21 protein-coding genes are annotated in these 22,608 nt (G+C 66.3%); 12 read left to right on the top strand and 9 right to left on the bottom strand.

The window, feature by feature from the left end; genetic code table 11:
• The first annotated feature begins 107 nt into the window (after positions 1-107).
• From livH to VL129_RS14595, 4 genes are read left to right on the top strand one after another with little or no spacing between them, the layout of a single operon-like run.
• Entirely contained in the window at positions 108-1,031 is a 924-nt protein-coding gene (gene livH, locus VL129_RS14610; protein ID WP_325413939.1) for a high-affinity branched-chain amino acid ABC transporter permease LivH, read from the top strand.
• Positions 1,028-2,281 (top strand): high-affinity branched-chain amino acid ABC transporter permease LivM, encoded by a 1,254-nt coding sequence (locus VL129_RS14605; protein ID WP_325413937.1) that lies wholly within the window; start codon positions 1,028-1,030, stop codon positions 2,279-2,281. Before livH ends, VL129_RS14605 begins: the two co-directional genes overlap by 4 nt.
• Entirely contained in the window at positions 2,278-3,045 is a 768-nt protein-coding gene (gene livG / locus VL129_RS14600; RefSeq protein ID WP_325413934.1) for a high-affinity branched-chain amino acid ABC transporter ATP-binding protein LivG, read from the top strand. Before VL129_RS14605 ends, livG begins: the two co-directional genes overlap by 4 nt.
• Complete coding sequence (locus tag VL129_RS14595) at positions 3,045-3,746, top strand: ABC transporter ATP-binding protein (protein ID WP_325413932.1); 702 nt, start codon at positions 3,045-3,047, stop codon at positions 3,744-3,746. Before livG ends, VL129_RS14595 begins: the two co-directional genes overlap by 1 nt.
• On the opposite strand, the gene VL129_RS14590 is transcribed toward VL129_RS14595, so the two are convergent.
• Both VL129_RS14590 and VL129_RS14585 read right to left on the bottom strand, forming a co-directional pair.
• Positions 3,731-4,906 (bottom strand): methyl-accepting chemotaxis protein, encoded by a 1,176-nt coding sequence (locus tag VL129_RS14590; protein WP_414705212.1) that lies wholly within the window; start codon positions 4,904-4,906, stop codon positions 3,731-3,733. The two genes, VL129_RS14595 and VL129_RS14590, sit on opposite strands and share 16 nt — an antisense overlap.
• Before the next feature lie 507 nt (positions 4,907-5,413).
• Complete coding sequence (locus VL129_RS14585) at positions 5,414-5,914, bottom strand: outer membrane beta-barrel protein (protein WP_325413928.1); 501 nt, start codon at positions 5,912-5,914, stop codon at positions 5,414-5,416.
• A 199-nt stretch (positions 5,915-6,113) separates the two neighbouring features.
• Here VL129_RS14585 and VL129_RS14580 point away from each other — a divergent pair, with 199 nt between their 5' ends.
• The 3 genes from VL129_RS14580 (at position 6,114) to VL129_RS14570 (ending at position 9,388) form a co-directional block, all read left to right on the top strand.
• Positions 6,114-6,998 carry an NAD(P)-dependent oxidoreductase gene (locus VL129_RS14580; protein ID WP_325413927.1) on the top strand — a complete coding sequence of 295 codons (885 nt, stop codon included), beginning with the start codon at positions 6,114-6,116 and terminating at the stop codon, positions 6,996-6,998.
• Positions 6,995-7,783 carry a hydroxypyruvate isomerase family protein gene (locus VL129_RS14575; RefSeq protein WP_325413925.1) on the top strand — a complete coding sequence of 263 codons (789 nt, stop codon included), beginning with the start codon at positions 6,995-6,997 and terminating at the stop codon, positions 7,781-7,783. The genes VL129_RS14580 and VL129_RS14575 overlap by 4 nt, the downstream gene beginning before the upstream one ends.
• A gap of 234 nt (positions 7,784-8,017) precedes the next feature.
• Positions 8,018-9,388, top strand: a complete 1,371-nt coding sequence (locus tag VL129_RS14570) for a spinster family MFS transporter (RefSeq protein ID WP_325413922.1) — start codon at positions 8,018-8,020, stop codon at positions 9,386-9,388.
• A gap of 136 nt (positions 9,389-9,524) precedes the next feature.
• Here VL129_RS14570 and VL129_RS14565 read toward each other — a convergent pair whose 3' ends face one another.
• The gene (locus tag VL129_RS14565) at positions 9,525-10,700 is read right to left on the bottom strand and encodes a thiolase family protein (protein ID WP_325413920.1); all 1,176 of its coding nucleotides are present in this window, start codon (positions 10,698-10,700) and stop codon (positions 9,525-9,527) included.
• A 225-nt stretch (positions 10,701-10,925) separates the two neighbouring features.
• Here VL129_RS14565 and VL129_RS14560 point away from each other — a divergent pair, with 225 nt between their 5' ends.
• The 4 genes from VL129_RS14560 (at position 10,926) to VL129_RS14545 (ending at position 17,592) form a co-directional block, all read left to right on the top strand.
• Positions 10,926-12,605 (top strand): fatty acid--CoA ligase, encoded by a 1,680-nt coding sequence (locus VL129_RS14560; protein WP_325413918.1) that lies wholly within the window; start codon positions 10,926-10,928, stop codon positions 12,603-12,605.
• Positions 12,606-12,821: 216 nt separating this feature from the next.
• Positions 12,822-14,840, top strand: a complete 2,019-nt coding sequence (locus tag VL129_RS14555; protein WP_325413916.1) for a DUF1302 domain-containing protein — start codon at positions 12,822-12,824, stop codon at positions 14,838-14,840.
• A 25-nt stretch (positions 14,841-14,865) separates the two neighbouring features.
• Entirely contained in the window at positions 14,866-16,230 is a 1,365-nt protein-coding gene (locus VL129_RS14550) for a DUF1329 domain-containing protein (RefSeq protein ID WP_325413914.1), read from the top strand.
• A 237-nt stretch (positions 16,231-16,467) separates the two neighbouring features.
• On the top strand, positions 16,468-17,592 hold the full coding sequence (locus tag VL129_RS14545; RefSeq protein WP_325413913.1) for a GNAT family N-acetyltransferase: 1,125 nt from the start codon (positions 16,468-16,470) through the stop codon (positions 17,590-17,592).
• Positions 17,593-17,710: 118 nt separating this feature from the next.
• Here VL129_RS14545 and VL129_RS14540 read toward each other — a convergent pair whose 3' ends face one another.
• Together VL129_RS14540 and VL129_RS14535 are read right to left on the bottom strand one after the other, a co-directional pair.
• Entirely contained in the window at positions 17,711-18,271 is a 561-nt protein-coding gene (locus VL129_RS14540; protein WP_325413911.1) for a peptidylprolyl isomerase, read from the bottom strand.
• Positions 18,272-18,338: 67 nt separating this feature from the next.
• Entirely contained in the window at positions 18,339-19,259 is a 921-nt protein-coding gene (locus VL129_RS14535) for a LysR family transcriptional regulator (RefSeq protein ID WP_325413909.1), read from the bottom strand.
• Between the two features lie 157 nt (positions 19,260-19,416).
• On the opposite strand from VL129_RS14535, the gene VL129_RS14530 reads away from it, so the two are divergent.
• On the top strand, positions 19,417-20,016 hold the full coding sequence (locus tag VL129_RS14530) for an FMN-dependent NADH-azoreductase (protein WP_325413907.1): 600 nt from the start codon (positions 19,417-19,419) through the stop codon (positions 20,014-20,016).
• A gap of 193 nt (positions 20,017-20,209) precedes the next feature.
• Here VL129_RS14530 and VL129_RS14525 read toward each other — a convergent pair whose 3' ends face one another.
• The 4 genes from VL129_RS14525 to rsxG all read right to left on the bottom strand — a co-directional run bounded on the left by VL129_RS14525 (position 20,210) and on the right by rsxG (position 22,605).
• Positions 20,210-20,383 (bottom strand): PA3496 family putative envelope integrity protein, encoded by a 174-nt coding sequence (locus tag VL129_RS14525; protein ID WP_325413905.1) that lies wholly within the window; start codon positions 20,381-20,383, stop codon positions 20,210-20,212.
• A gap of 102 nt (positions 20,384-20,485) precedes the next feature.
• Positions 20,486-21,124: an endonuclease III gene (gene nth, locus VL129_RS14520; protein WP_325413903.1), complete on the bottom strand. Its 639-nt coding sequence runs from the start codon at positions 21,122-21,124 to the stop codon at positions 20,486-20,488.
• Between the two features lie 138 nt (positions 21,125-21,262).
• Entirely contained in the window at positions 21,263-21,976 is a 714-nt protein-coding gene (locus VL129_RS14515) for an electron transport complex subunit E (RefSeq protein ID WP_325413902.1), read from the bottom strand.
• Complete coding sequence (gene rsxG / locus VL129_RS14510) at positions 21,973-22,605, bottom strand: electron transport complex subunit RsxG (protein ID WP_325413901.1); 633 nt, start codon at positions 22,603-22,605, stop codon at positions 21,973-21,975. The genes VL129_RS14515 and rsxG overlap by 4 nt, the downstream gene beginning before the upstream one ends.
• Positions 22,606-22,608 lie beyond the last annotated feature (3 nt).

Below are 22,608 nucleotides of genomic sequence, written 5' to 3'. Positions count from 1 at the left end.
TCCGTCATGACCGGGAGCCCACCGCCTGCGCGGCGGGCTCCTTTCGCATGTGCCTTACGGACCCGTCGGCCGCCCCATGGCGGCCGGTCGGCACGAGGTAATCCGCAATGCCAGAGCTCTATCACTACCTTCAGCAACTGGTGAACGGCCTGACCATCGGCAGCACCTATGCGCTGATCGCCATCGGCTACACCATGGTGTACGGCATCATCGGCATGATCAACTTCGCCCATGGCGAGGTGTACATGATCGGCTCGTACATCGCCTTCATCGCCATTACCCTGTTGGCCATGGCCGGCGTCGACAGCCTGCTGCCGATCATGTTTGTCGCCTTCGCCGCCAGCATGATCGTCACCAGCGCCTACGGCTACAGCATCGAACGGGTCGCCTACCGGCCGCTGCGCGGCGGCAATCGGCTGATCCCGCTGATCTCGGCGATCGGCATGTCGATCTTTCTGCAGAACATGGTGATGCTGGCCCAGGACTCCAAGGACAAGGCCATCCCCAGTCTGCTGCCCGGCAACTTCGTGCTGGGTGAAAGCGCCATGAGCGGGGTGACCATTTCCTACATGCAGGTGCTGATCTTCGTGGTCACCTTCCTGGCCATGCTGGGCCTGAGCCTGTTCATATCCCGCTCGCGCCTGGGGCGTGCCTGCCGCGCCTGTGCCGAAGACCTGAAGATGGCCAACCTGCTGGGCATCAACACCAACCAGATCATCGCCCTGACCTTCGTCATCGGCGCCGCGCTTGCCGCCGTGGCCGGTGTGCTGCTCGGCATGCAGTACGGGGTGATCAATCCGCACCTGGGCTTCCTGGCCGGCATCAAGGCGTTCACCGCCGCGGTGCTGGGTGGCATCGGCAGCATTCCCGGCGCGGTACTCGGCGGCCTGCTGCTCGGCGTCGCCGAGGCCTTCGGCGCCGACCTGTTCGGTGACCAGTACAAGGACGTGGTGGCCTTCAGCCTGCTGGTGCTGGTGCTGCTGTTCCGTCCCACCGGGATTCTCGGCCGTCCGGAGGTGGAAAAGGTATGACGCGCAACCTCAAGACCGCCCTGTTCAGCACCCTGTTGCTGCTGCTGGTGTCCTACCCGATCCTCGGCCTGAAGCTGAGCGTGATCGGTATCGGCCTGCAGGTGGAGGGCGCCGATGCCCAGACCCTGTGGACCATCGCCCTGGCTGCCGTGGCCATGTTTACCTGGCAGTTGCTGCGTGACCGCCTGCCCGGCGCCAGCCGCCTGGCGGCCATAACGCCCGCCATGCCTGGCCAGGTGAAGCACTGGCTGACCCTGCCATCCACCCAGCGCTGGATCATTCTGGCCCTGGTGATGCTGGCGCTGGTCTGGCCGTTCTTCGGCTCGCGGGCGGCGGTGGACATCGCCACGCTGATCCTCATCTACGTGATGCTCGGCATCGGCCTGAACATCGTGGTCGGCCTGGCTGGCCTGCTCGACCTCGGCTACGTCGGTTTCTACGCGGTGGGTGCCTACACCTACGCGCTGCTCGCCGAGTACGCCGGCTTCGGCTTCTGGCTGGCGCTGCCGATCGCCGGACTGATGGCCGCCACCTTCGGCTGCCTGCTGGGTTTCCCGGTGCTGCGCCTGCGCGGCGACTACCTGGCCATCGTCACCCTGGGTTTCGGCGAGATCATCCGCATCCTGCTGCGCAACCTCACCAGCATCACCGGCGGGCCGAACGGCATCAGCCAGATCCCCAAGCCGACGCTGTTTGGGCTGAGCTTCGACCGGCGGGCGCCGGAGGGGCTGGAGACGTTCCACGGCTTCTTCGGCATCCCCTACGACTCCACCTACAAGGTGATCTTCCTCTACCTGATCGCCCTGCTACTGGTACTGCTGGCGCTGTTCGTCATCAACCGGCTGATGCGCATGCCCATCGGCCGGGCCTGGGAAGCGCTGCGCGAGGATGAGATCGCCTGCCGCTCGCTGGGCCTGAACCCGACCATCGTCAAACTCTCGGCCTTCACCCTGGGCGCCACCTTCGCCGGCTTCGCCGGCAGCTTCTTCGCCGCGCGCCAGGGGCTGGTGACGCCGGAATCCTTCACCTTCATCGAGTCGGCGATGATCCTCGCCATCGTGGTGCTCGGCGGCATGGGCTCGCAGCTGGGCATCATCCTCGCCGCCGTGGTCATGGTGCTGCTGCAGGAAATGCGCGAGTTCAACGAGTACCGCATGCTGATCTTCGGCCTGACCATGATCGTCATGATGATCTGGCGTCCGCAGGGCCTGTTGCCCATGCAGCGTCCGCACCTGGAGTTGAAGCCATGAGCCGCCCGCTGCTGGAAGTCCGCGGCCTGTGCATGCGCTTCGGTGGCCTGCTGGCCGTGAATGGCGTGAACCTCAGCGTGCGGGAAGGGCAGATCGTGTCGATGATCGGCCCCAACGGCGCCGGCAAGACCACCGTATTCAACTGCCTGAACGGCTTCTACCGCCCCACCTCGGGGGAAATTCTCCTGGATGGCGAGCCGATCCAGGGCCTGCCGGGCCATCGCATTGCCTGCAAGGGGGTGGTGCGTACCTTCCAGAACGTGCGCCTGTTCAAGGAGATGACTGCGGTGGAGAACCTGCTGGTCGCTCAGCATCAGCACCTCAACACCAACTTCTTTGCCGGGCTGTTCAAGACCCCTGGCTACCGGCAGAGCGAGCGGGCCGCCATGGGCCGCGCCGCCGAGTGGCTGGAGCGCATGAGCCTCACCGAGGTGGCCAACCGCCCGGCGGGCACGCTGGCCTACGGGCAGCAGCGGCGGCTGGAGATCGCCCGCTGCATGATGACCCGGCCGCGCCTGCTGATGCTCGACGAGCCGGCCGCCGGCCTCAACCCCCGGGAGACCGAAGACCTCAAGACGCTGATCGGCCAGTTGCGCGACGAGCACGGGGTGACCGTGCTGCTGATCGAGCACGACATGAAGCTGGTGATGAGCATTTCCGAACGCATCCTGGTGATCAACCAGGGCGCGCCGCTGGCCGAGGGCACGCCGGCGGAGATTCGCGCCAATCCGGATGTGATCAAGGCCTACCTGGGGGAAACCTGATGCTGCAGTTCGACAACGTTTCCACCTTCTACGGCAAGATCCAGGCCCTGCACGGTGTCAGCCTGAGCGTCGAGCGCGGCGAGATCGTCACCCTGATCGGCGCCAACGGCGCCGGCAAGTCGACCCTGCTGATGACCCTGTGCGGCTCGCCGCGCGCGGCCAGTGGCAGCATCCGTTACGAAGGCGAGGAACTGGTCGGCCTGGACACCTGCGACATCATGCGCAAGAGCATCGCCGTGGTGCCCGAGGGCCGGCGCATCTTCGCGCGCCTGACGGTGGAGGAGAACCTGGCCATGGGCGCCTTCTTCACCAGCAAGGTGCAGTACCAGCAGGAGCTGGAGCGGGTCCTGGCGCTGTTCCCACGCCTGAAGGAACGCTTCGTGCAGCGCGGCGGCACCATGTCCGGCGGCGAGCAGCAGATGTTGGCGATTGCCCGCGCGCTGATGAGCCAGCCGAAGCTGCTGTTGCTCGACGAGCCCTCGCTGGGGCTGGCGCCGATCGTCATCCAGCAGATCTTCGAGATCATCGAGCAGCTGCGCCGCGACGGAGTGACCGTGTTTCTGGTCGAGCAGAACGCCAACCAGGCGCTCAAGCTGGCCGACCGCGGCTACGTGCTGGAGAACGGCCTGATCGTCATGCAGGGCAGCGGCGACGAGCTGCTGCGTGACCCGCGCGTGCGCGAGGCCTATCTGGGCGGCTGATCCTCGGCCTGCTGCGGACGATAGCCCAGGCGCACGCCGCCCCAGTGGCGGCCCCGCACGCGGACCGGTACTGACAGGTCGTGCATCAGCTCGCCGGTGTCGCGGCTGTAGGTCTGCAGCAGCAGGTTGCGCTCATGGCTGCCGCAGCGGATGCCGGTGCGGTCGTTGAAGATGCGCTTGCTGCGGCTGCGCAGCTGGTCCACCTCGGGATCGCCGGTCGGCGGCTGGTTGAAGGCCTGGTTGTGGGTGGGCACATAGCCATCCGGGGTGGTGGCGATGGCATACACCAGCGCCGGGTCGCGCGCCAGCAGCGGCTCCTGGATGGCCGGCAGCACCTGATCGGCATAACGGTCGAAGCGGGTGTGGTAGCGGGCCGGGTCGGTGCCGGGCACGGCCTGATAGTCACGGTCGAACAGGTCTTCCGTGCTGAGACGCCCGCTGGCCAGATCCGCCTCGAAGCGCGCCGCCAGTACGGCGGCGCCCTCACGGGCCAGGTCATAGAAGCGCTGGTGATAGGCATCCAGCTGCACGTTGGCCAGCTGTTCGCTGACCGTTTCGGCCTGCGTCACCAGTTGCCCGGCGGCCTGCTCCAGTTGCCGCGTCTGGCCTTCGCTGTCCTGCACATCGGCGCGCAGCCGGTCGAGCGCGGTGAACTGCACAGTCAGGCGCTGCTGGCTGTCCTCGGTGCCGGCGGCGATCTGGCTGACCTGGGTGGCCACGCCACCGGCCAGCTCGGCGATGTCGCCCAGTTGGCGGCCGGTGACCTCGATCAGCGCGCCGGTTTCGTCCAGCTCGCCGGCCTGGCGCTGGATATGGCTGACTACCGCTTCGCTCTGCTGGTGAATTTCGGCGATGCGCTCGCGCACCTCCTCGGTGGCCTTGGCGGTGTGCGAGGCCAGGTTGCGCACCTCGTCGGCCACCACCGCGAAGCCGCGCCCGGCGTCGCCGGCGCGTGCCGCCTCGATGGCTGCGTTGAGGGCCAGCAGGTTGGTCTGGCTGGCGATGCTCTCGATCACGTCGGCGATGCGGCGGATCTCCTCGGAACGGGTCGCCAGCTCGCCCACCAGCTCGCGACTGGCCTGGCTTTGCGCGCTCAACCGGCGCATGCGGGCAATGGTCTGCTCCAGCTCCGCCTGGCCGCTGACGCTGCCCTGGCGCATCGCCTCGGCGGCTTCCAGCGCCCGTTGCGCCTGTGCGGCGCTCTGCTGCCCAGTGCTGACCATCGCCTCGGCGCCTACAGCGATCTCACCCAGCGCGTCGCGCTGCGAGTGCAGGCGCTGGGCCAGCTGTTCCACGTTGAAGGCCACCTGGGCGGCGGCCAGCGCGTTCTGCACTGTGTGCTTGGAGAGTTCCTGGCTGAGGCTGCGGAATGCCTGGGCTTCCTGCGGAGTGTCAGCCGGCGCGGCCGCGCGCGCGCCGCGCAGGACCAGCCAGGGCCACAGGCCGAGGAGGAGCAGTGCCGCCAGGTCAAGCCCAGCGGGTAGCTCGAGCCAGCGCAAAAGCAGCCAGGCGCCCAGCAGGGTGACGCCATGCAGCAGAAAGAGCGGGGCGAGCGGGCGAAGGGTAGGGCGCATGGCGGTTCATTCTTGTTGTTGGGCCCGTTGTTAAAGCATGAATCGCGCGGGCTCCACCATGCGCCAATGGTCGTGACCGACCAGTCGCGGCTTTTACAGCTTGTGGCTGATGCCGATGCTCAAGGCTTCAACTTCCGGCAGCATGAGGAATTCCGCGCTCAGGGTGGCTTCCGGGGTGGGGTGATACTGCGCGCCGATGCCCAGCGCGATGCCGGACTCGGTGGCGCTGGCATTGCCCCACCAGCCATCCACCGAATAGGCGACGCGCGCCAGGCCGGCCACGCCGTAGACCGCCAGGTTGCGGTCGACCGGCAGGATGCCCTTGGCCAGCAGGGCGAAGTAGTTATCGATTTCCACGTTGCGGTCCTCGCCCAGGCCCAGACCCAGGCGGGCCTCGGCAGCCAGGTTCGGATGCAGGATTGCGCCGACGTGCCCGCCCAGGCCCAGCACGGTGGGGTCGTTGAACAGCGAACCGTTGACGCCGACGTACAGGTTGTCGCGGGCGGAGGCGAGCATGTCATCCGCCGGGGCGGCGTGGGCGAAGGTGCTCAGGCCGAAAACCAGGGCGGCGGCCAGCGTGTGTTGAAGTTTCATGTCTTTCCTTGCCGAGTGGGGAGATGAAGAGGGCTGCGGGCAGCCTGCGCGGATGTAGGTCAGATATGGCCCGGTGCCATGTCTGGTCGGGGCGGAATCTTATGGGTAACCCCGGCAGAGTCAATGCCGTCTTGGCGACCTGGGTCGAGCCGAGCGGATAATGGGATACCCTTGGCGCAATCCATTACAGGAGTCCGGAATGTCTGCCCTGCCTTCCCTCGCCTTCGCCGGTATCGGCCTGATGGGCCTGCCGATGTGTCGCCGCCTGCTGGCGGCCGGTTTTCCGCTCACCGTCTGGAACCGCTCCGCGGAAAAGTGTGCGCCGCTGGTGGCGAACGGTGCGCGCATCGCAGCCTGCCCGGCCGAGCTGAGCGGTACCGATATCGTCATGCTCTGCCTGGCCGACACCGCCGCCGTGCGCGACGTGGTGTTCGGCGCCGGTGGCATCGTCGAGCGTGCGCGGCCCGGCCAGTTGCTGGTGGATTTTTCCAGCGCGGAACCGGCCGCCACCCGCGACATGGCCGCCGAGCTGGAGGCGCGCACCGGCATGCGCTGGGTGGATGCGCCAGTCTCCGGCGGCACGCCCGGGGCAGGGGCGGGCACCCTGGCGATCATGGCCGGCGGCCAGGAGGCCGATATCGAGCGCATTCGCCCGGTGCTGGCGCACCTGGGCCAGCGGTTGACGCGCATGGGTGAGGTCGGCGCCGGCCAGGTGACCAAGGTGTGCAACCAGATGATCGTCGCCTGCAATGCGCTGGTGATCGCCGAAGTGGTGGCGCTGGCGGAACAGGCCGGGGTGGATGCCGCGCTGATCGCCCCGGCGCTGGCCGGCGGCTTCGCCGATTCCAAACCGCTGCAGATTCTTGCCCCGCAGATGGCCGAAAGCTGCTTCGAACCGGTCAAGTGGCACGTGCGCACGCTGCTCAAGGACCTGGACACCGCCGTGCGCCTGTCCCGTGAGCAGGGCAGCGCCACGCCGATGAGCGGCCTGGCCGCCCAACTGATGCGCCTGCATGCCAGCCAGGGTCACGCCGAACACGACCCAGCCACGCTGGTGCTGCAATACCGGGAGGCCCGGTCGTGAGACTCGCCGCCAACCTGTCGCTGCTGTTCACCGAGCGTCCGCTGAGCGAGCGGCCGCGCGCCGCCTGCGCCGCCGGTTTCGAGGGTGTGGAGATCCAGTTTCCCTACGAGCTGCCAGCCGTGCGCCTGAAGGAGGAGCTGGAGCGCCTGGCCCTGCCGCTGGTGTTGATCAATTTGCCGGCCGGCGACCTGATGCAGGGCGGCGACGGCCTGGCCTGCGTGCCGGCACGCCAGGCCGACTTCGATCAGGCGCTGCAGGAGGCGCTGAGCTATGCGGCCATGACCCGCCCGCAGGCGGTCAATGTGCTGGCCGGTCGCCTGCCGGCCGGGGTGGCCCGCGAAGACGCCCTGGCCACCCTGGCCGCTAACCTGCGCACCACCGCCGAGGCGTTCCAGCTGCTGGGCATCCGCGTGTACTGCGAAGCCATCAACCCGCTGGATATGCCGGGCTTTCTGGTCAACACCCCCGAGGATCTGCTCGGCCTGCTGGATGCTGTTGCGCATCCGAATCTGTTCGCCCAGCTCGACCTCTACCATATGGCGCGCCAGGGGCTGGATCTGCCGGCGGCCATTCGCGAACTGGCCGGCCGCATCGGCCATGTGCAGTTCGCCGACTGCCCGGGGCGCGGCGCGCCGGGCAGCGGGGCGCTGGATTTCGCCGCCGCGCTGCAGGCCCTGCGCGAGAACGGCTACGACGGCTGGCTGGCCGCCGAATACCGTCCGGACGCGGCCGGCACCGAGGCCGGGCTGGACTGGCTGGCCGACTGGCGGGCAAAGCCCTTGTAGGGCCGGGTTGATCCCGGCCGACATTGGTGCGGCAGGCATTCGATGGTGGGGCGATACTCCGCTGGCCGGCGTAAGGCCGGCCCTACAGGGTGTCTTCAGCGCTGAGCAATCCGGCGGCCTTTGTAGGGCCGGGTTTATCCCGGCCGACATTGCCGCGACGGGGGCGACATTGAGCAATACGGCGTGCTGCCTTCTAGAGTGACTCTTCGAAGCCACTCCAGGAGCCCGCCGACCATGCCGCCCACCGCCGTCCAAGCCCCCAACGCCTGGCGTGTGCTGTTCCTGCTGTTCCTCGCCAATCTGTTCAACTTCTTCGACCGCACCATCCCGGCCATCGTCACCGAGCCGGTGCGCCGCGAGTGGAACCTCAGCGACCTGCAGATCGGCCTGTTCGGTACCGCCTTCACGCTGATCTATGCGCTGGCCGGCATTCCCCTCGGACGGCTCGCCGACTCCGCCTCGCGGGCACGCATCATGGGCTGGGGGCTGACGCTGTGGAGCGGCCTGACTGCCCTCAATGGCCTGGCCTGGAACTTCTGGAGCTTCCTGCTGATGCGCATGGGCGTGGGCATTGGCGAGGCCAGCTACGCGCCGGCGGCCAACTCGCTGATCGGCGACCTGTTTCCCGCCGATCGCCGGGCACGGGCCATGGGTCTGTTCATGCTCGGTCTGCCGCTGGGGCTGACCCTGGCGTTCTTCACCGTCGGTGCCATGGTGGAAGCCTTCGGCAGCTGGCGGGCGCCGTTCTTCCTGGCCGCCGTGCCGGGCCTGCTGCTGGCGCTGTTCCTGTTCTTCATCCGCGAGCCGGCGCGCGGCGCGGCGGAGGGGCGGGTGATGGCGGCGCAGCCGGTGGAGCGGCCGCTGCGCCGGTTGCTGGCCATCCCCACCTTCGGCTGGCTGATCCTGGCGGGGCTGGCGTTCAACTTCGCCGTCTATGCCTGCAACCTGTTCATGGTGCCGCTGCTGATGCGCTACTTCGCCCTGACGCTGAACCAGGCGGCGCTGTCCACCGGGTTGATCGTCGGGGTATCCGGCCTGATCGGCCTCACCGCCGGCGGCTGGCTGGCCGACCGCACCCACCAGCAATGGCCGCGCGGACGGCTGCTGTTCGGCGCGCTGAGCCTGTTGCTGGCCACGTTGTTCACCGGCGTGCCGCTGCTGGCCGGGCGCATCGGGGCGGCATGGTTCGTCGGGCTGTTCAGTGTTGGCTGGCTGTGTTCCTACTGCTTCTACACCACGGCCTATCCGGCCATTCAGGACGTGGTCGAGCCACGGCTGCGCGCCACCGCCATGGCGCTGTTCTTCGCCGGGCTGTATCTGCTGGGCGGCGGTCTGGGGCCGGTGGTGGTGGGGCTGTTGTCCGATCACTTCGCCGAAACGGCCCGGCTGGCGGCGGGCACCGCCGACCTGCAGGAGGCGTTCAAGGCCGCCGGGTTGCACGACGCGCTGTATGTAATCCCGGTGGCGCTGCTGCTCACCACCGCCTTCCTGTTCCAGGCCTCGCGCTGTTTCGTGGCGGACGCGCGGCGCATGCAGACAGGGTTGGACGAGTCGAACGGCGAAGAGGATGGATTTATCCCCGCCGAAGGGTCGAGCCGGCCGTAGGGGGGCGGTGGAGGCTGGTCTACGCGGCTTGGTAGGAGCGGCTTCAGCCGCGATGCTTCTAGTGCAGATCCAAAAGCTCGCGGCTGAAGCCGCTCCTACAGGGTTTGGTCTGGTGGCGAGCAAACCTGCGTGGCGTTTACAGCAGCTCCACAGCCACCGCCGTGGCCTCGCCGCCACCGATGCACAGCGACGCCACGCCGCGCTTGCCGCCGGTCTGGCGCAGCGCGTTGATCAGGGTGACGATGATCCGCGAGCCGGTGGAGCCGACCGGGTGACCCTGGGCGCAGGCGCCGCCGTAGATGTTCACCCTGGCGTGGTCCAGGCCATGCTCGCGCATGGCCAGCATGGTGACCATGGCGAACGCCTCGTTGATCTCGAACAGGTCGACATCCTCGACGCTCCAGCCGGTCTTGCGGAACAGGCTGGACAGCGCGCCGACCGGCGCCAGGGTGAACTCGCTGGGGTCCTGGCTCTGCGTGGCGTGGCCGACGATTTTCGCCAGCGGCTTGAGTCCGCGCTTGGCGGCTTCCTCGGCGGTCATCAGCACCAGCGCGCTGGCGCCGTCGGAGATCGAGCTGGCGTTGGCGGCGGTGATGGTGCCGTCCTTGCGGAATGCCGGCTTGAGACCCGGAATCTTCTCCGGGTTGGCGGTCAGCGGCTGCTCGTCGTCCTTGACCAGCACCTCGCCCTTGCGGGTGGTGACGGTGACCGGAATGATCTCGGCGTCCAGCGCGCCGCTCTGGATGGCGGCCTGGGCGCGGCGGAGGGATTCGATGGCGTAGGCGTCCATCTCCTCGCGGGTGATGCCGTGGCGATCGGCGGTCTCCTGGGCGAAGGAGCCCATCAGCCGACCGGTGCGCGCATCCTCGAGGCCATCGAGGAACATGTGGTCCTTGAGTTCCGCGTGGCCCATGCGCAGGCCGCTGCGGGCCTTTTCCAGGATGTAGGGCGCGTTGGACATGCTCTCCATGCCGCCGGCCACCATCACCTGGTTGGTGCCGGCCTTGAGCAGGTCGTGGGCGAGCATCACCGCCTTCATGCCCGAGCCGCACAGCTTGTTGATGGTGGTGCAGCCGGTGGCGGCCGGCAGGCCGGCATTCAGCGCCGCCTGGCGCGCCGGACCCTGCTTGAGGCCGGCAGGCAGCACGCAGCCCATGATCACTTCCTGCACATCCTCGGGTTGCACGCCGGCGCGGCGCACGGCCTCGCGAATGGCCGCGGCGCCCAGCTCGACGGCGCCTAGCGCCGCCAGGCTGCCCTGGAAGCCGCCCATGGGGGTACGCACACCACTGACGATGACGATCTCGGACATCGAAAACACCTCTGCTGTCTGGGGTCGGGCAGGCGTTTCCGCGGGTAACCCCGCACGCGTGCCCGGACGGGCTTTCTCGGACTATCGGAACCAGCCGATGCGTCGGATTCTACAGCGTGACCGGAATCGCCATAAGGGTCACACTGAAAATCAGTCTTTGGGCTGATGAGGGTTCCGCGTTCGCCTTCTAGAGTCAGGCCACAACAAAAAACCAGGTGACCAACCATGCAGACCCGTATTCTTCCGCCGGCGGCCAATGCCCATGCGTGCCCGTTGCTGATCAAGCGCCTGCTGCTGTCCGGCAGCCGCTACGAGCGTACCCGCGAGATCGTCTACCGCGACCAGGTGCGCTACAGCTACGCCACCTTCAACGAGCGCGTCGCCCGGCTGGCCAATGTGCTAACGACGGCGGGGGTGCGCCCTGGCGATACCGTGGCGGTGATGGACTGGGACAGCCACCGCTACCTGGAATGCATGTTCGCCGTGCCGATGATCGGCGCGGTGCTGCACACCATCAACATCCGTCTCTCCCCAGAACAGATCCTCTACACCATGAACCATGCCGAGGATCGGCTGGTGCTGGTCAACGCCGAGTTCCTGCCGCTCTACCAGGCCATCGCGCCGCAGCTGACCACGGTGGAGAAGACCCTGCTGCTCAGTGACCACCCCGTCACCGACGTCCAGCTTCCGGGTCTGCTGGGCGAGTACGAGAGCCTGATGGCGGCTGCCAGTACCCAGTACGACTTCCCCGACTTCGACGAGAACTCGGTGGCCACCACCTTCTACACCACCGGTACCACCGGCAATCCCAAGGGGGTGTTCTTCACCCATCGCCAGCTGGTGCTGCACACCCTGTCCATGGCGTCCACGCTGGGCTCCATGGACAGTGTGCGGCTGATGGGCAGCGATGACGTCTACATGCCCATCACGCCCATGTTCCACGTGCATGCCTGGGGCGTGCCCTATGTGGCGACGATGCTCGGGGTCAAGCAGGTCTATCCCGGGCGCTACGATCCGGAATTCCTGGTGGAGCTGTGGCGGCGCGAAAAGGTCAGCTTCTCCCACTGCGTGCCGACCATCCTGCAGATGCTGCTCGGCGCCAAGGCCGCCCAGGGCGTGGATTTCGGCGGCTGGAAGCTCATCATCGGCGGTAGCGCCCTGAACCGCAGCCTCTACGAGGCGGCCAAGGCGACCGGCATCCAGCTGACCGCCGCCTATGGCATGTCGGAAACCTGTCCATTGATCAGTGGCGCCTACCTCAACGAGGAGCTACGCGCCGGCAACGAGGACGAGCGCAGCCGTTACCGCATCAAGGCGGGCGTGCCGGTGCCGCTGGTGGAGGCGGCGATCATGAACGAGGACGGCAGCTTCGCCCCGGCGGATGGCGAGACCCAGGGCGAACTGGTGCTGCGCGCGCCCTGGCTGACCCAGGGCTACTTCGGCGAGCCGGAGAAGAGCGAGGCGCTGTGGGAGGGAGGCTGGATGCACACCGGCGATGTCGCCACCCTGGACGAGATGGGCTTCATCGACATCCGCGACCGCCTGAAGGATGTGATCAAGACCGGTGGCGAATGGGTCTCCTCGCTCGACCTGGAGGACCTGATCAGCCGGCATCCGGCGGTGCGCGAAGTGGCGGTGGTGGGCGTGCCAGACCCGCAGTGGGGAGAGCGCCCCTTCGCGCTGCTGGTATTGCGCCCCGATAGCGCCCTGGATGCCCGGTCGCTGAAAGAGCATCTCAAGCCTTTCGTCGAGCAGGGCCACATCAACAAGTGGGCGATACCGAGTCAGATTGCCACTGTTACCGAAATTCCCAAGACCAGTGTGGGGAAGCTGGACAAGAAGCGGATCCGCCAGGATGTCGTCACCTGGCAGGCGGCCGGCAGCACGTTTTTGTCCACCCTGTAGGGGCCGGCTGGCGAGGGGAATGTACGTGACCGGTCGGTCAAACAAGTGTTGGCTTGGTTATTGCTCCGGAGGGATCAGCGAAAGGTTTTGCTGCACGTCGCAAAGTGGCGAGCCAGACGCACCAAGGAGCGCAAATCACTCTTTCGGGGGATCAGACCAGCCGGCCGGCTGGTTATAGTCGCCCGCAGGCATAACAACAAAAATGGAGTAGCGTCGATGACAACAACCAAACCGTTCTGGCGTCGGGCCCGACTGCCGCTGGCTATCAGCCTGGCCTCGACTCTGTCGGCACCGGCATTCGCTCTGAACTTCAATATCGGCGAGATCGAAGCGCAGTTCGACTCTTCTCTGTCGGTGGGCGCCAGCTGGGCCACGGCCAAGCCGAACCAGGACCTGATCGGCGCCAACAATGGCGGCCGTGGTCTGTCGCAGACTTCCGATGATTCACACCTGAACTTCAAGCGTGGGGAGACGTTCTCGAAGATCTTCAAGGGTGTGCATGACCTGGAACTGCGCTACGGCGACATGGGTGCCTTCCTGCGCGGCAAATACTGGTACGACTTCGAACTCAAGGACGAAGACCGCCCCTTCAAGGAAATTTCCGACAAGGGTCGCGAGCGCCTGGCGCAATCCTCTGGCGCCGAGCTGCTGGACGCCTTCGTCTACTACAACTACGCCATCGCCGACCTGCCGGGCAGCGTGCGCCTCGGCAAGCAGATGGTGAGCTGGGGTGAGAGCACCTTCATCCAGGGTGGCATCAACTCCATCAACCCGGCCGACGTCTCCGCCCTGCGCCGTCCCGGCGCCGAGCTGAAGGAAGCCTTCATTCCGGTCAACATGTTCTATGTCGGCCAGAGTCTGACCGACAACCTGTCCGTCGAGGCCTTCTATCAGATCGAGTGGGACCCGACCGTGGTGGAAAACTGCGGCACCTTCTTCTCGCAGCCGGATGTGGTGGCGCCGGGATGTGATGAGAACCTGCGTGTGCTGAGTCCGGCTCTGGGCGCTCTTGCGCCGTATGCGGCGGCACAGGGCTTCGGCTACGAGGTGGACTCCGAGGGCGTCAAGGTTGCCCGCGGAGCAGACCGCACCGCTAAGGATGATGGCCAGTGGGGGATTGCCTTCCGCTACATGTTCGAGCCGCTGGATACGGAATTCGGCGCCTACTTCATGAACTACCACAGCCGTCTGCCGATCTTCAGTGGGCAGGCGGGACCTGCACAGGCTTATGCAGCTGCAGCCGCGGCTGGCCAGGCGGCCGTTTCCGGTTTGATCGGCCCGGCCGTGACGCAACTGGTACAGACGCAGTGCGCGGCTCTCGGCACTGCCTGTTTTACGGATCCGGCTGTATTGGCGAGCGTTCAGCAGCAGGTCACGGCTGGGGTGCTGGCCAGCCCGCAAGGGCAGGCAGCCCTGACGGCAGGCACTGGCGTCGCCTCCGCCACCGCCGCCGGCGCCGGCAACTACTTCATCGAATACCCCGAAGACATCCGTCTGTACGGCCTGAGCTTCTCCACCACGCTGCCCACCGGCACCGCCTGGCAGGGCGAAATCAGCTACCGACCGGATGCGCCGGTTCAGTTGAACACCACCGACGTCTTGTACAGCGCCCTGACCCCGTTGGACCCGACCGTATCGATTCTGACCGCCACGCCCGGCTCCACGCGCCATGGCTATGAGCTCAAGGAAATCACCCAGGTACAGACCACCTTCACCCACTTCTTCGATCAGGTCATGGGCGCCTCGCGCGTGACCGTGGTGGGCGAAGTCGGCTGGACCCATGTCGGCGGCCTGGAAGATACCAGTGTGAAGCGTTACGGTCGTGACCCGATCTTCGGGCCGGGACCGCTGCCCAATGGCCGTTGCGAATCGCTGAACGCCAGCACGCTGGCCAATACCGCCGACAAGCGCAACCTGAGTCGCTACTGCGAGGACGACGGCTTCACCACCGCCAACTCCTGGGGCTACCGCCTGCGCGCCGTGTGGGATTACCCGAACGCCTTGCTGGGTGTGAACCTGCAGCCCAACCTGGCCTGGTCGCATGACGTCGAGGGTTACTCACCCGGCCCGGGCGGCAACTTCGAGGAAGACCGCAAGGCTGTCAGCGTGGGTCTGAATGCCGACTACCAGAACACCTACACCATGAATCTGTCGTACACCGACTTCTTCGATGGCAAGTATTCGACCCAGGACGACCGCGACTTCGTGGCCCTGAGCTTCGGTGTGAACTTCTAACGGGCCTGTATTGAAGGAAACGCATATGAAAACAAGAAACCTGATGCAGACCGGCGTATTGGCGCTCTCCCTCCTGTCCGGCAGCGTGATGGCTGCCGTGTCGGAGTCCGAGGCCGCCAAGCTGGGCACCACCCTGACGCCAATGGGCGCTGAAAAGGCCGGCAACGCCGCCGGCACCATTCCGGCCTGGACCGGCGGCCTGCCGAAGAACGCCGGTGCCGTCGACAACCGTGGCTTCCTGGCCGATCCCTTCGCCGCCGAACGGCCGCTGTTCACCATCACCGCGAAGAACGTCGAGCAGTACAAGGACAAGCTGACCCCCGGCCAGCTGGCGATGTTCAAGCGCTACCCGGATACCTTCCGGATGCCGGTGTTCACCACCCACCGAACCGCCACCGTGCCGGAATCGGTGCTTCAGGCCACCCGCCAGAACGCCACCCGCACCAAGCTGCTGGCCGGCGGTAACGGCCTGGAGGACTTCCGCGTCGCCAACGCCTTCCCGATCCCGAAGAACGGCCTGGAAGTCATCTGGAACCACATCACCCGCTATCGCGGTGGCAGCGTGCGCCGCATGATCACCCAGGCCACGCCGCAGGTGAACGGCTCCTACAACCTGGTGTACTTCCATGAGGAATTCGCCTTCCGCGATTCCCTCAAGGATTACGACCCGAGCAAGCCGAGCAACGTGCTGTTCTACTTCAAGCAGCGCGTGACCGCCCCGGCGCGTCTGGCCGGCAACGTGCTGCTGGTGCACGAGACCCTCGACCAGGTGAAGGAACCGCGCCTGGCCTGGCTGTACAACGCCGGTCAGCGCCGCGTGCGCCGCGCCCCGCAGGTGTCCTACGACGGCCCGGGTACCGCTGCCGACGGCATGCGTACCTCCGACCAGCTGGACATGTACAACGGCGCCCCGGATCGCTACGACTGGAAACTGGTCGGCAAGAAGGAGCTGTACATCCCGTACAACAGCTACCGCCTGGACTCCCCGAACCTCAAGTACTCGGACATCCTCAAGGCTGGTCACATCAATCAGGATCTGACCCGCTACGAGCTGCACCGTGTCTGGCACGTGGAAGCCACCCTCAAGTCGGGCGAACGCCACATCTACGCCAAGCGTGACTTCTACATCGACGAAGACACCTGGCAGGCCTCGGTCATCGACCAGTACGACGGTCGCGGCAACCTGTGGCGTGTCTCCGAAGCCCATGCCCAGTACTACTACGACAACCAGGTGCCCTGGTACACCCTGGAAGCCTGCTATGACCTGCAGTCCGGTCGCTATCTGGCGCTGGGCATGAAGAACGAGGAAAAGCGCGCCTACGAGTTCGGCTTCACGGCCACCGAAAGCGAGTTCACCCCGGCGGCCCTGCGCCAGTCCGGCGTGCGCTAACGCGGCACCCTCCGGCGCAAGGCCGGAACACAAAGCCCATGCCTTCGTGCATGGGCTTTTTTGTTAAGGCCAGGGCTGGGCCCTGCACGAAAAGGCCGTAGGGTAGACAACGGCGAAGCCTTGTCTACCGGGCGTAGCGGCGCGTTTCACCGGGTGGAAAATCGCTGCGCGAGTTTTCCACCCTACGGGCTGTGGGGGCCACTTCCCTCTGCAGCCCTGCCCGCGTAGGGTTGTCCGATGAACGAGACCATCGACCGCCTCGCCGATCTGCCGGCCAGCGACTGGGATGCCCTGCTGCCCGCCGCGCAGCCGTTTCTTCGCCACGCTTTCCTGACCAGCCTGGAAGACAGCGGCGCGGTCGGCTCCGGAACGGGCTGGCTGCCCGCCCACCTGATTCTGCGCGATGCGCAGGGCCGCCTGGTTGCCGCGGCACCGAGCTACCGCAAGTCGCACTCCTACGGCGAATATGTCTTCGACTGGGGTTGGGCGGATGCCTGCCGGCGCGCCGGTATTGCCTACTACCCCAAGCGGCTGACGGGCGTGCCATTCACTCCGGTGCCTGGCACCCGGCTGCTGGGAGGGCCGACGGCGCTGGCGCAACTGCTCGAGGCCGGCGAGGTGCAGCTGGCCGAGCACGGGGAGTCCGGCTGGCATATCAATTTCACCCAGCCGGCGGATGACGTGCTGCTGGCGGGACGCACCGGCTGGCTGGAGCGGCTGGGCTGCCAGTTCCACTGGTTCAACCGGGGCTATCGGGACTTTCAGGACTTCCTCGACACCCTGAGTTCCCGCAAGCGCAAGCAACTGCGCAAGGAGCGCGACCAGGTGGCGGGCCAGGGCATCGAGTTCGAATTGCTCGACGGCCGCCAGATGCGCGAGACGGACTGGGACTTCGTGCATGCTTGCTACGCCCGCACCTACCAGGTGCGTGGCCAGGCCCCCTATCTGCCGCGCAGCTTATTCAGCCTGCTGGCCGAGCGCATGCCCGATGCGCTGCGCGTGGTGCTGGCGCGGCAGCGCGGGCGGCCGGTGGCCATGGCCTTCTCGCTGCAGGGCGATGACTGCCTATTTGGCCGCTACTGGGGCTGCCTGGCGGAGTTCGACCGGCTGCATTTCGAGACCTGCCTGTATCAGGGCATCGACTGGAGCATCGAACAGCGGCTGGCGCGTTTCGAGGCCGGCGCCCAGGGCGAGCACAAACTGCTGCGCGGCTTCGAGCCGGTGCTGACACGCTCCTGGCATTACCTGCTGCATCCCGGCCTGCGGGCCGCTGTGGCGGGGTTTCTCGAAGAGGAGCGGGCGGCGGTGACCGCCTATCTGGAGGAGGCCAGGGCGTATCTGCCGTACAAAAAGAGCCTGTAACCGTCCGAGAATCTCGTAAGAGCGGCTTCAGCCGCGATTGGCGCTGTGCAGAGCTATCGCGGCTGAAGCCGCTCCTACGATTCCTAGGCCTTGGTGGGCGACGTTGATCGCCCCACGGTTACTGCTGCAGCCGCTTGGCCGAAATGATCTCCACCGCTTCACGGGGCACGTTCTGGTGCATGCCACGGTTGCCGGTCGGCACCTGGGCGATCTGGTCGACCACGCCCATGCCGCGCACCACCTTGCCGAACACCGCGTAGCCGAAGTCGCGCGGGCCGTGGTTGAGGAATTCGTTGTCGCTGTGGTTGATGAAGAACTGGCTGGTGGCCGAGTCGCGCACCTGGGTGCGGGCCATGGCCAGGGTGCCGCGCTCGTTGCGCAGGCCGTTGTCCGCCTCGTTGCGGATCGGCGCGCTGGTCGGCTTCTGGCGCATCTGCGCGTCGAAGCCGCCGCCCTGGATCATGAAGCCCGGGATCACCCGGTGGAATACGGTGCCGTCATAGAAGCCCTTGTCCACGTACTCCAGGAAGTTCTTCACGCTGACCGGCGCCTTCTCCTGGTTCAGCTCGATCTCGATCTCGCCCAGGCTGGTGGCCAGCAGGACACGCGGGTTTTCGGCGGCCAGCAGGTGCGAGGCGAACAGCAGGGCGCAGGCGCCCAGGGTCAGTTTTTTCAGCATGATGTACGTCCTTGAGGGGTTTGGAATGGGGGGAGCATAGAGGCTGACGAGAAATCTGCGAAGAGGGTCAGTCGGTCTTCTCCGGGCAGACCTCGTCCGGGTCGGCGTCCACGAAGGTCATGATGGATTCCACCAGGATCTGGGTCGCCGGGCCCAGCGGCTTGTCCTTGTTGGCGTACAGGCGAAAGCGTGGTCGGTGAATGCCGCCCTGTGGCAGGGGCAGCTCCGTGAGCCGCCCCTCGTGCAGGTCACGGGCGATCACCGGGCGCGGCAGCCAGGCGAAGCCCAGGCCGCGACGCACGAACAGCGCGGCAGTGGCCATGCTGCTCACTGTCCAGCGCTGCTCGGCGCCGAGCCAGCCGACGTCCATGGGCTGGGCCCGACCGGAGTCGCGAATGACGATCTGCAGCTGGTTCTCCAGATCCTGCGAAGTCAGCTCGCGGCGCAGCTGAAGCAGGGGATGTTCCGGATGTGCCACGGCCACGAACTCCACGGTGCCCAGCTCGGTGCCCAGGTAGCCGGGGATCTCCAGGCTGGAAATGGCCAGGTCGGCGGTGCCCTCGCGCAGCACGTCCACTACGCCGGAGAGCACCTCCTCGCGCAGGCGTACCCGGCAGCCGCGGCTCTTGGGCATGAAATCGGTCAGCGCCCGGGCGATGCGCCCGGAGGGGAAGGCGGCGTCGATCACCAGGCGGACCTCGGCCTCCCAGCCCAGTTCCAGCTGATGGGCCAGGTCCTCGATCTGCCCGGCCTGCTTGAGCAGCTGGCGCGAACGGCGCAGCAACACCGCGCCGGCCTCGGTCAGCACCGCCTTGCGGCCTTCGATGCGCAGCAGCGGCACGCCCAGCTGCTCCTGCATGCGGGCCACGGTATAGCTGACCGAGGACTGCGAACGGTGCAGTACCTCGGCGGCCTGGGCGAAACCGCCGTGGTCGACCACGGCCTGCAGGGTCCGCCATTGATCCAGGGTGACGCGGGGCGCTTTCATGGAGGCTGCCTCGGTGAAATGGGGTGCGCTCGAGCCTAGAGAGAGGTTGCAGACTAATCAACTGGTTCGATTGAAATCAGCAACTTTATGCGCTTTTTGATCGAAATGACTCTGGGTAGAGTGTGCGCCATTCCTCGAACACTCTCTGGAGTCAAAGATGTCCCGCGTACTCGTGATCGAAAGCAGTGCCCGTCAGGAAGGTTCGGTTTCCCGCCAGCTGACCCAGGCCTTCGTCGCCCAGTGGAAGCAGGCCAACCCGGCCGACAGCATTCAGGTTCGCGACCTGGCCAAACAGCCGCTGCCGCACCTGGACATGGACCTGCTCGGCGGCTGGATGAAGCCGGCCGACCAGCAGAGCGCCGCCGAGCAGGCCGCCGCGCAGCGCTCTGACGCGCTGGTCGCCGAGCTGAAGGACGCCGATGTGCTGGTGCTCGCCGCGCCCATGTACAACTTCGCCATCCCCAGCACCCTGAAGGCCTGGCTGGACCATGTGCTGCGTGCCGGCGTGACCTTCCAGTACACCGCCAATGGCCCGCAGGGCCTGCTGACCGGCAAGCGCGCCTACGTGCTGACCGCCCGTGGTGGCATCTACACCGGCAGCCCGCTGGATCACCAGGAACCCTACCTGCGCCAGGCGCTGGGCTTCATCGGCATCACCGATGTCGAATTCATCCACGCCGAAGGCCTGAACATGGGCGGCGATACCGCTGCCAAGGGCCTGGAAAGCGCCCAGGCGAAGGTTGCCGCGATCGCCTGATCCGGTCACCACCGCACCGTGGTGTCTGATCCTGCCCTTCCCTCGGCCGGGATAAACCCGGCCCCACAAGTTGCCCGATGCCGAGCCGTCGTAGGGTGGAAAACTCGCGTAGCGATTTTCCACCGAGCGAATGTTGTCGGCCCGCTCAAACAAAAAACCGCCCGAGAGGGCGGTTTTTTTGTTGTTCGGCACATCAGAGGTCGTAGTCGTAATCGGTCAGACGCTTCTGCAGGCGGCGTTCTTCGAGCAGGTTGTCGATGATGCGGCGCTTGGTGAGGTTGGTCTTGGCGACTTCGACCTGCTCAACGGCTTCTTCGTTGCTCTCAACGAAGTCATCGTCCAGTTCGAGTTCGGCTTTCTCGGTCATGAGTCACTCCAGGCGGGGTGCGATGGCGCACCTTATAGCGACTCCGATCCAGCGGGTAAAAAAGATTTTTTCAATGAAAACAGCGGGTCAAGCCTATAAGGCTCAATCGTCGGAGGTCTTCTGCTTGTATTCGCACAGATCCTCGATGCGGCAACTGCCACAGCGCGGCTTGCGCGCCTGGCACACGTAGCGTCCGTGCAGGATCAGCCAGTGGTGGGCGTCGAGCAGATACTCCCTGGGCACCACCTTGAGCAGCTTCTTTTCCACCTCCAGCACGTTCTTGCCCGGCGCGATGCCGGTGCGGTTGCTGACCCGGAAGATATGCGTATCCACCGCCATGGTGTGCTGCCGGAAGGCGGTGTTGAGCACCACGTTGGCGGTCTTGCGGCCGACGCCCGGCAGGGCTTCCAGGTCCTCGCGGTTGTCGGGCACCTGGCTGGCGTGCTTCTCGATCAGCAGGCGGCAGGTTTCCAGCACGTTCTTCGCCTTGGTGGGATACAGGCCGATGGTCTTGATGTACTCGCACAGGCCTTCGTAACCGAGCGCATGGATGGCTTCCGGCGTGTTGGCCACCGGGAACAGTTTGGCGGTGGCCTTGTTCACCCCCACGTCGGTGGCCTGCGCGGAGAGGATCACCGCGATCAGCAGCTCGAACGGCGAGCGGTAGGCCAGCTCGGTGGTGGGGTTGGGATTGTCTTCGTGGAAGCGACGGAAGATTTCCAGGCGTTTGGCGGCGTTCATGGTTCTCTGGCGCGGATAGTGAAGCGGGCCGGGCGTAGGGCGGTCAGCGTTGTTTGTGGGAGCGGACTTGTCCGCGAGCTTTTATGCAGGGGCTGGCAAAAAGCTCGCGAACGAATTCGCTCCCACAGGTTCCGCGATCTACTCGATCACCCCGGTCACCCGCACGCGGCGGCTGGGGGCGGGAGCGGCGACCGGCTCGCGGGCCTTGGCGCGTGCGGCCAGTTGCTCGTCGATGCGGTTCTTCAGGGCGATCAGCAGGCCCAGCACGATGAAGGCGCCCGGCGGCAGGATGGCCAGCAGGAAGCCCTGGTAATCCTCCACCAGGGTGATCTGCCAGTTGGCGGCCAGCGGGCCGAACAGCAGCTGCATATTGGCGAACACCGCGCCGGTGCCGAACAGTTCGCGTACCAGGCCGATGGCCAGCAGGACCAGGGCAAAGCCAATGCCCATCACCAGGCCGTCATACGCCGCGCGACTGACGCTGTTCTTGGCGGCGAACGCCTCGGCGCGGCCGAGGATCACGCAGTTGGTAGTGATCAGCGGAATGAAGATGCCGAGGATCTGGTACAGCTCGTAGGTGAAGGCCTGCATCAGCAGCTCGATGCAGGTGGTCAGCGCGGCGATGATCATCACGAAGGCCGGCAGGCGCACGGCGGGGGTCACCGCGCCGCGGATCAGCGACACGGCGGCGTTGGAACAGGTCAGCACCAGCACGGTGGCCAGCCCCAGGCCCAGGGCGTTGACCGCCGAGTTGCTGGTGCCCAGCAGCGGGCACAGGCCCAGCAACTGCACCAGCCCGGGGTTGTTCTTCCACAGGCCGTTGACGGTGATGTCGCGGTAGCTGGTGCTCATCGGGCGGTCTCCTGCGCGAAGAGTTCATCGCGGTGGGCATCGAAGTATTGCAGGGCCTGATGCACGGCCTTGACCACCGCACGCGGCGTGATGGTGGCGCCGGCGAACTGATCGAACTGGCCGCCGTCCTTCTTCACCGCCCAGCCGCTGTCGCCGGGCTGCTGCAGCGACTTGCCGTCGAAGCCGAGAATCCAGCGGCTCTTGGCCAGCTCGATCCTGTCGCCCAGGCCGGGGGTCTCGCGGTGGCCGATGACCCGCACGCCGCTCAGGCGACCATCGGCATGCACGCCGATCAGCAACTGGATGGCGCCGCTGTAACCGTCCGGTGCGGTGGCCTGCAGGATCACCGCCGAAGGCTGGCCCTCGCGGGTGGCGATCCAGGCCGCCACCGGGCGTGGGCCAAGCAGGGCGTGTTGCAGTTCGCGCTGACTGTTGAGCAGGTCGTTGTCGTAGCTGCCGGCCGGCAGGATTTGCGCCAGCGCGTCGATCCGCGCCTGGCGCTCGGCCTGGGCGATACGCTCGGCGGTGCTCTGCTGGGTGAAGGCCACCACGCCCACGGTGACGATGGCGAACAGGCCGAGGACCAGGCTGTTCCTGAGCATCGAACGACGGATTTCCGGAGTGTTCATCGG

The organism is Pseudomonas sp., assembly GCF_035497915.1.
Classification (GTDB): Bacteria; Pseudomonadota; Gammaproteobacteria; order Pseudomonadales; family Pseudomonadaceae; genus Serpens.
The sequence above is the reverse complement of the archived record's forward strand: the minus strand, read 5'-3'. Positions and strand labels throughout refer to the sequence as shown.

Excerpts from the sequence above, each read along its gene's own strand:
- livH (WP_325413939.1), top strand. The coding sequence starts at position 108 with ATGCCAGAGCTCTATCACTACCTTCAGCAACTGGTGAACGGCCTGACC.
- VL129_RS14605 (WP_325413937.1), top strand. The coding sequence starts at position 1,028 with ATGACGCGCAACCTCAAGACCGCCCTGTTCAGCACCCTGTTGCTGCTG.
- livG (WP_325413934.1), top strand. The coding sequence starts at position 2,278 with ATGAGCCGCCCGCTGCTGGAAGTCCGCGGCCTGTGCATGCGCTTCGGT.
- VL129_RS14595 (WP_325413932.1), top strand. The coding sequence starts at position 3,045 with ATGCTGCAGTTCGACAACGTTTCCACCTTCTACGGCAAGATCCAGGCC.
- VL129_RS14590 (WP_414705212.1), bottom strand. The coding sequence starts at position 4,906 with ATGCGCCAGGGCAGCGTCAGCGGCCAGGCGGAGCTGGAGCAGACCATT.
- VL129_RS14585 (WP_325413928.1), bottom strand. The coding sequence starts at position 5,914 with ATGAAACTTCAACACACGCTGGCCGCCGCCCTGGTTTTCGGCCTGAGC.
- VL129_RS14580 (WP_325413927.1), top strand. The coding sequence starts at position 6,114 with ATGTCTGCCCTGCCTTCCCTCGCCTTCGCCGGTATCGGCCTGATGGGC.
- VL129_RS14570 (WP_325413922.1), top strand. The coding sequence starts at position 8,018 with ATGCCGCCCACCGCCGTCCAAGCCCCCAACGCCTGGCGTGTGCTGTTC.
- VL129_RS14565 (WP_325413920.1), bottom strand. The coding sequence starts at position 10,700 with ATGTCCGAGATCGTCATCGTCAGTGGTGTGCGTACCCCCATGGGCGGC.
- VL129_RS14560 (WP_325413918.1), top strand. The coding sequence starts at position 10,926 with ATGCAGACCCGTATTCTTCCGCCGGCGGCCAATGCCCATGCGTGCCCG.
- VL129_RS14555 (WP_325413916.1), top strand. The coding sequence starts at position 12,822 with ATGACAACAACCAAACCGTTCTGGCGTCGGGCCCGACTGCCGCTGGCT.
- VL129_RS14550 (WP_325413914.1), top strand. The coding sequence starts at position 14,866 with ATGAAAACAAGAAACCTGATGCAGACCGGCGTATTGGCGCTCTCCCTC.
- VL129_RS14545 (WP_325413913.1), top strand. The coding sequence starts at position 16,468 with ATGAACGAGACCATCGACCGCCTCGCCGATCTGCCGGCCAGCGACTGG.
- VL129_RS14540 (WP_325413911.1), bottom strand. The coding sequence starts at position 18,271 with ATGCTGAAAAAACTGACCCTGGGCGCCTGCGCCCTGCTGTTCGCCTCG.
- VL129_RS14535 (WP_325413909.1), bottom strand. The coding sequence starts at position 19,259 with ATGAAAGCGCCCCGCGTCACCCTGGATCAATGGCGGACCCTGCAGGCC.
- VL129_RS14530 (WP_325413907.1), top strand. The coding sequence starts at position 19,417 with ATGTCCCGCGTACTCGTGATCGAAAGCAGTGCCCGTCAGGAAGGTTCG.
- VL129_RS14525 (WP_325413905.1), bottom strand. The coding sequence starts at position 20,383 with ATGACCGAGAAAGCCGAACTCGAACTGGACGATGACTTCGTTGAGAGC.
- nth (WP_325413903.1), bottom strand. The coding sequence starts at position 21,124 with ATGAACGCCGCCAAACGCCTGGAAATCTTCCGTCGCTTCCACGAAGAC.
- VL129_RS14515 (WP_325413902.1), bottom strand. The coding sequence starts at position 21,976 with ATGAGCACCAGCTACCGCGACATCACCGTCAACGGCCTGTGGAAGAAC.
- rsxG (WP_325413901.1), bottom strand. The coding sequence starts at position 22,605 with ATGAACACTCCGGAAATCCGTCGTTCGATGCTCAGGAACAGCCTGGTC.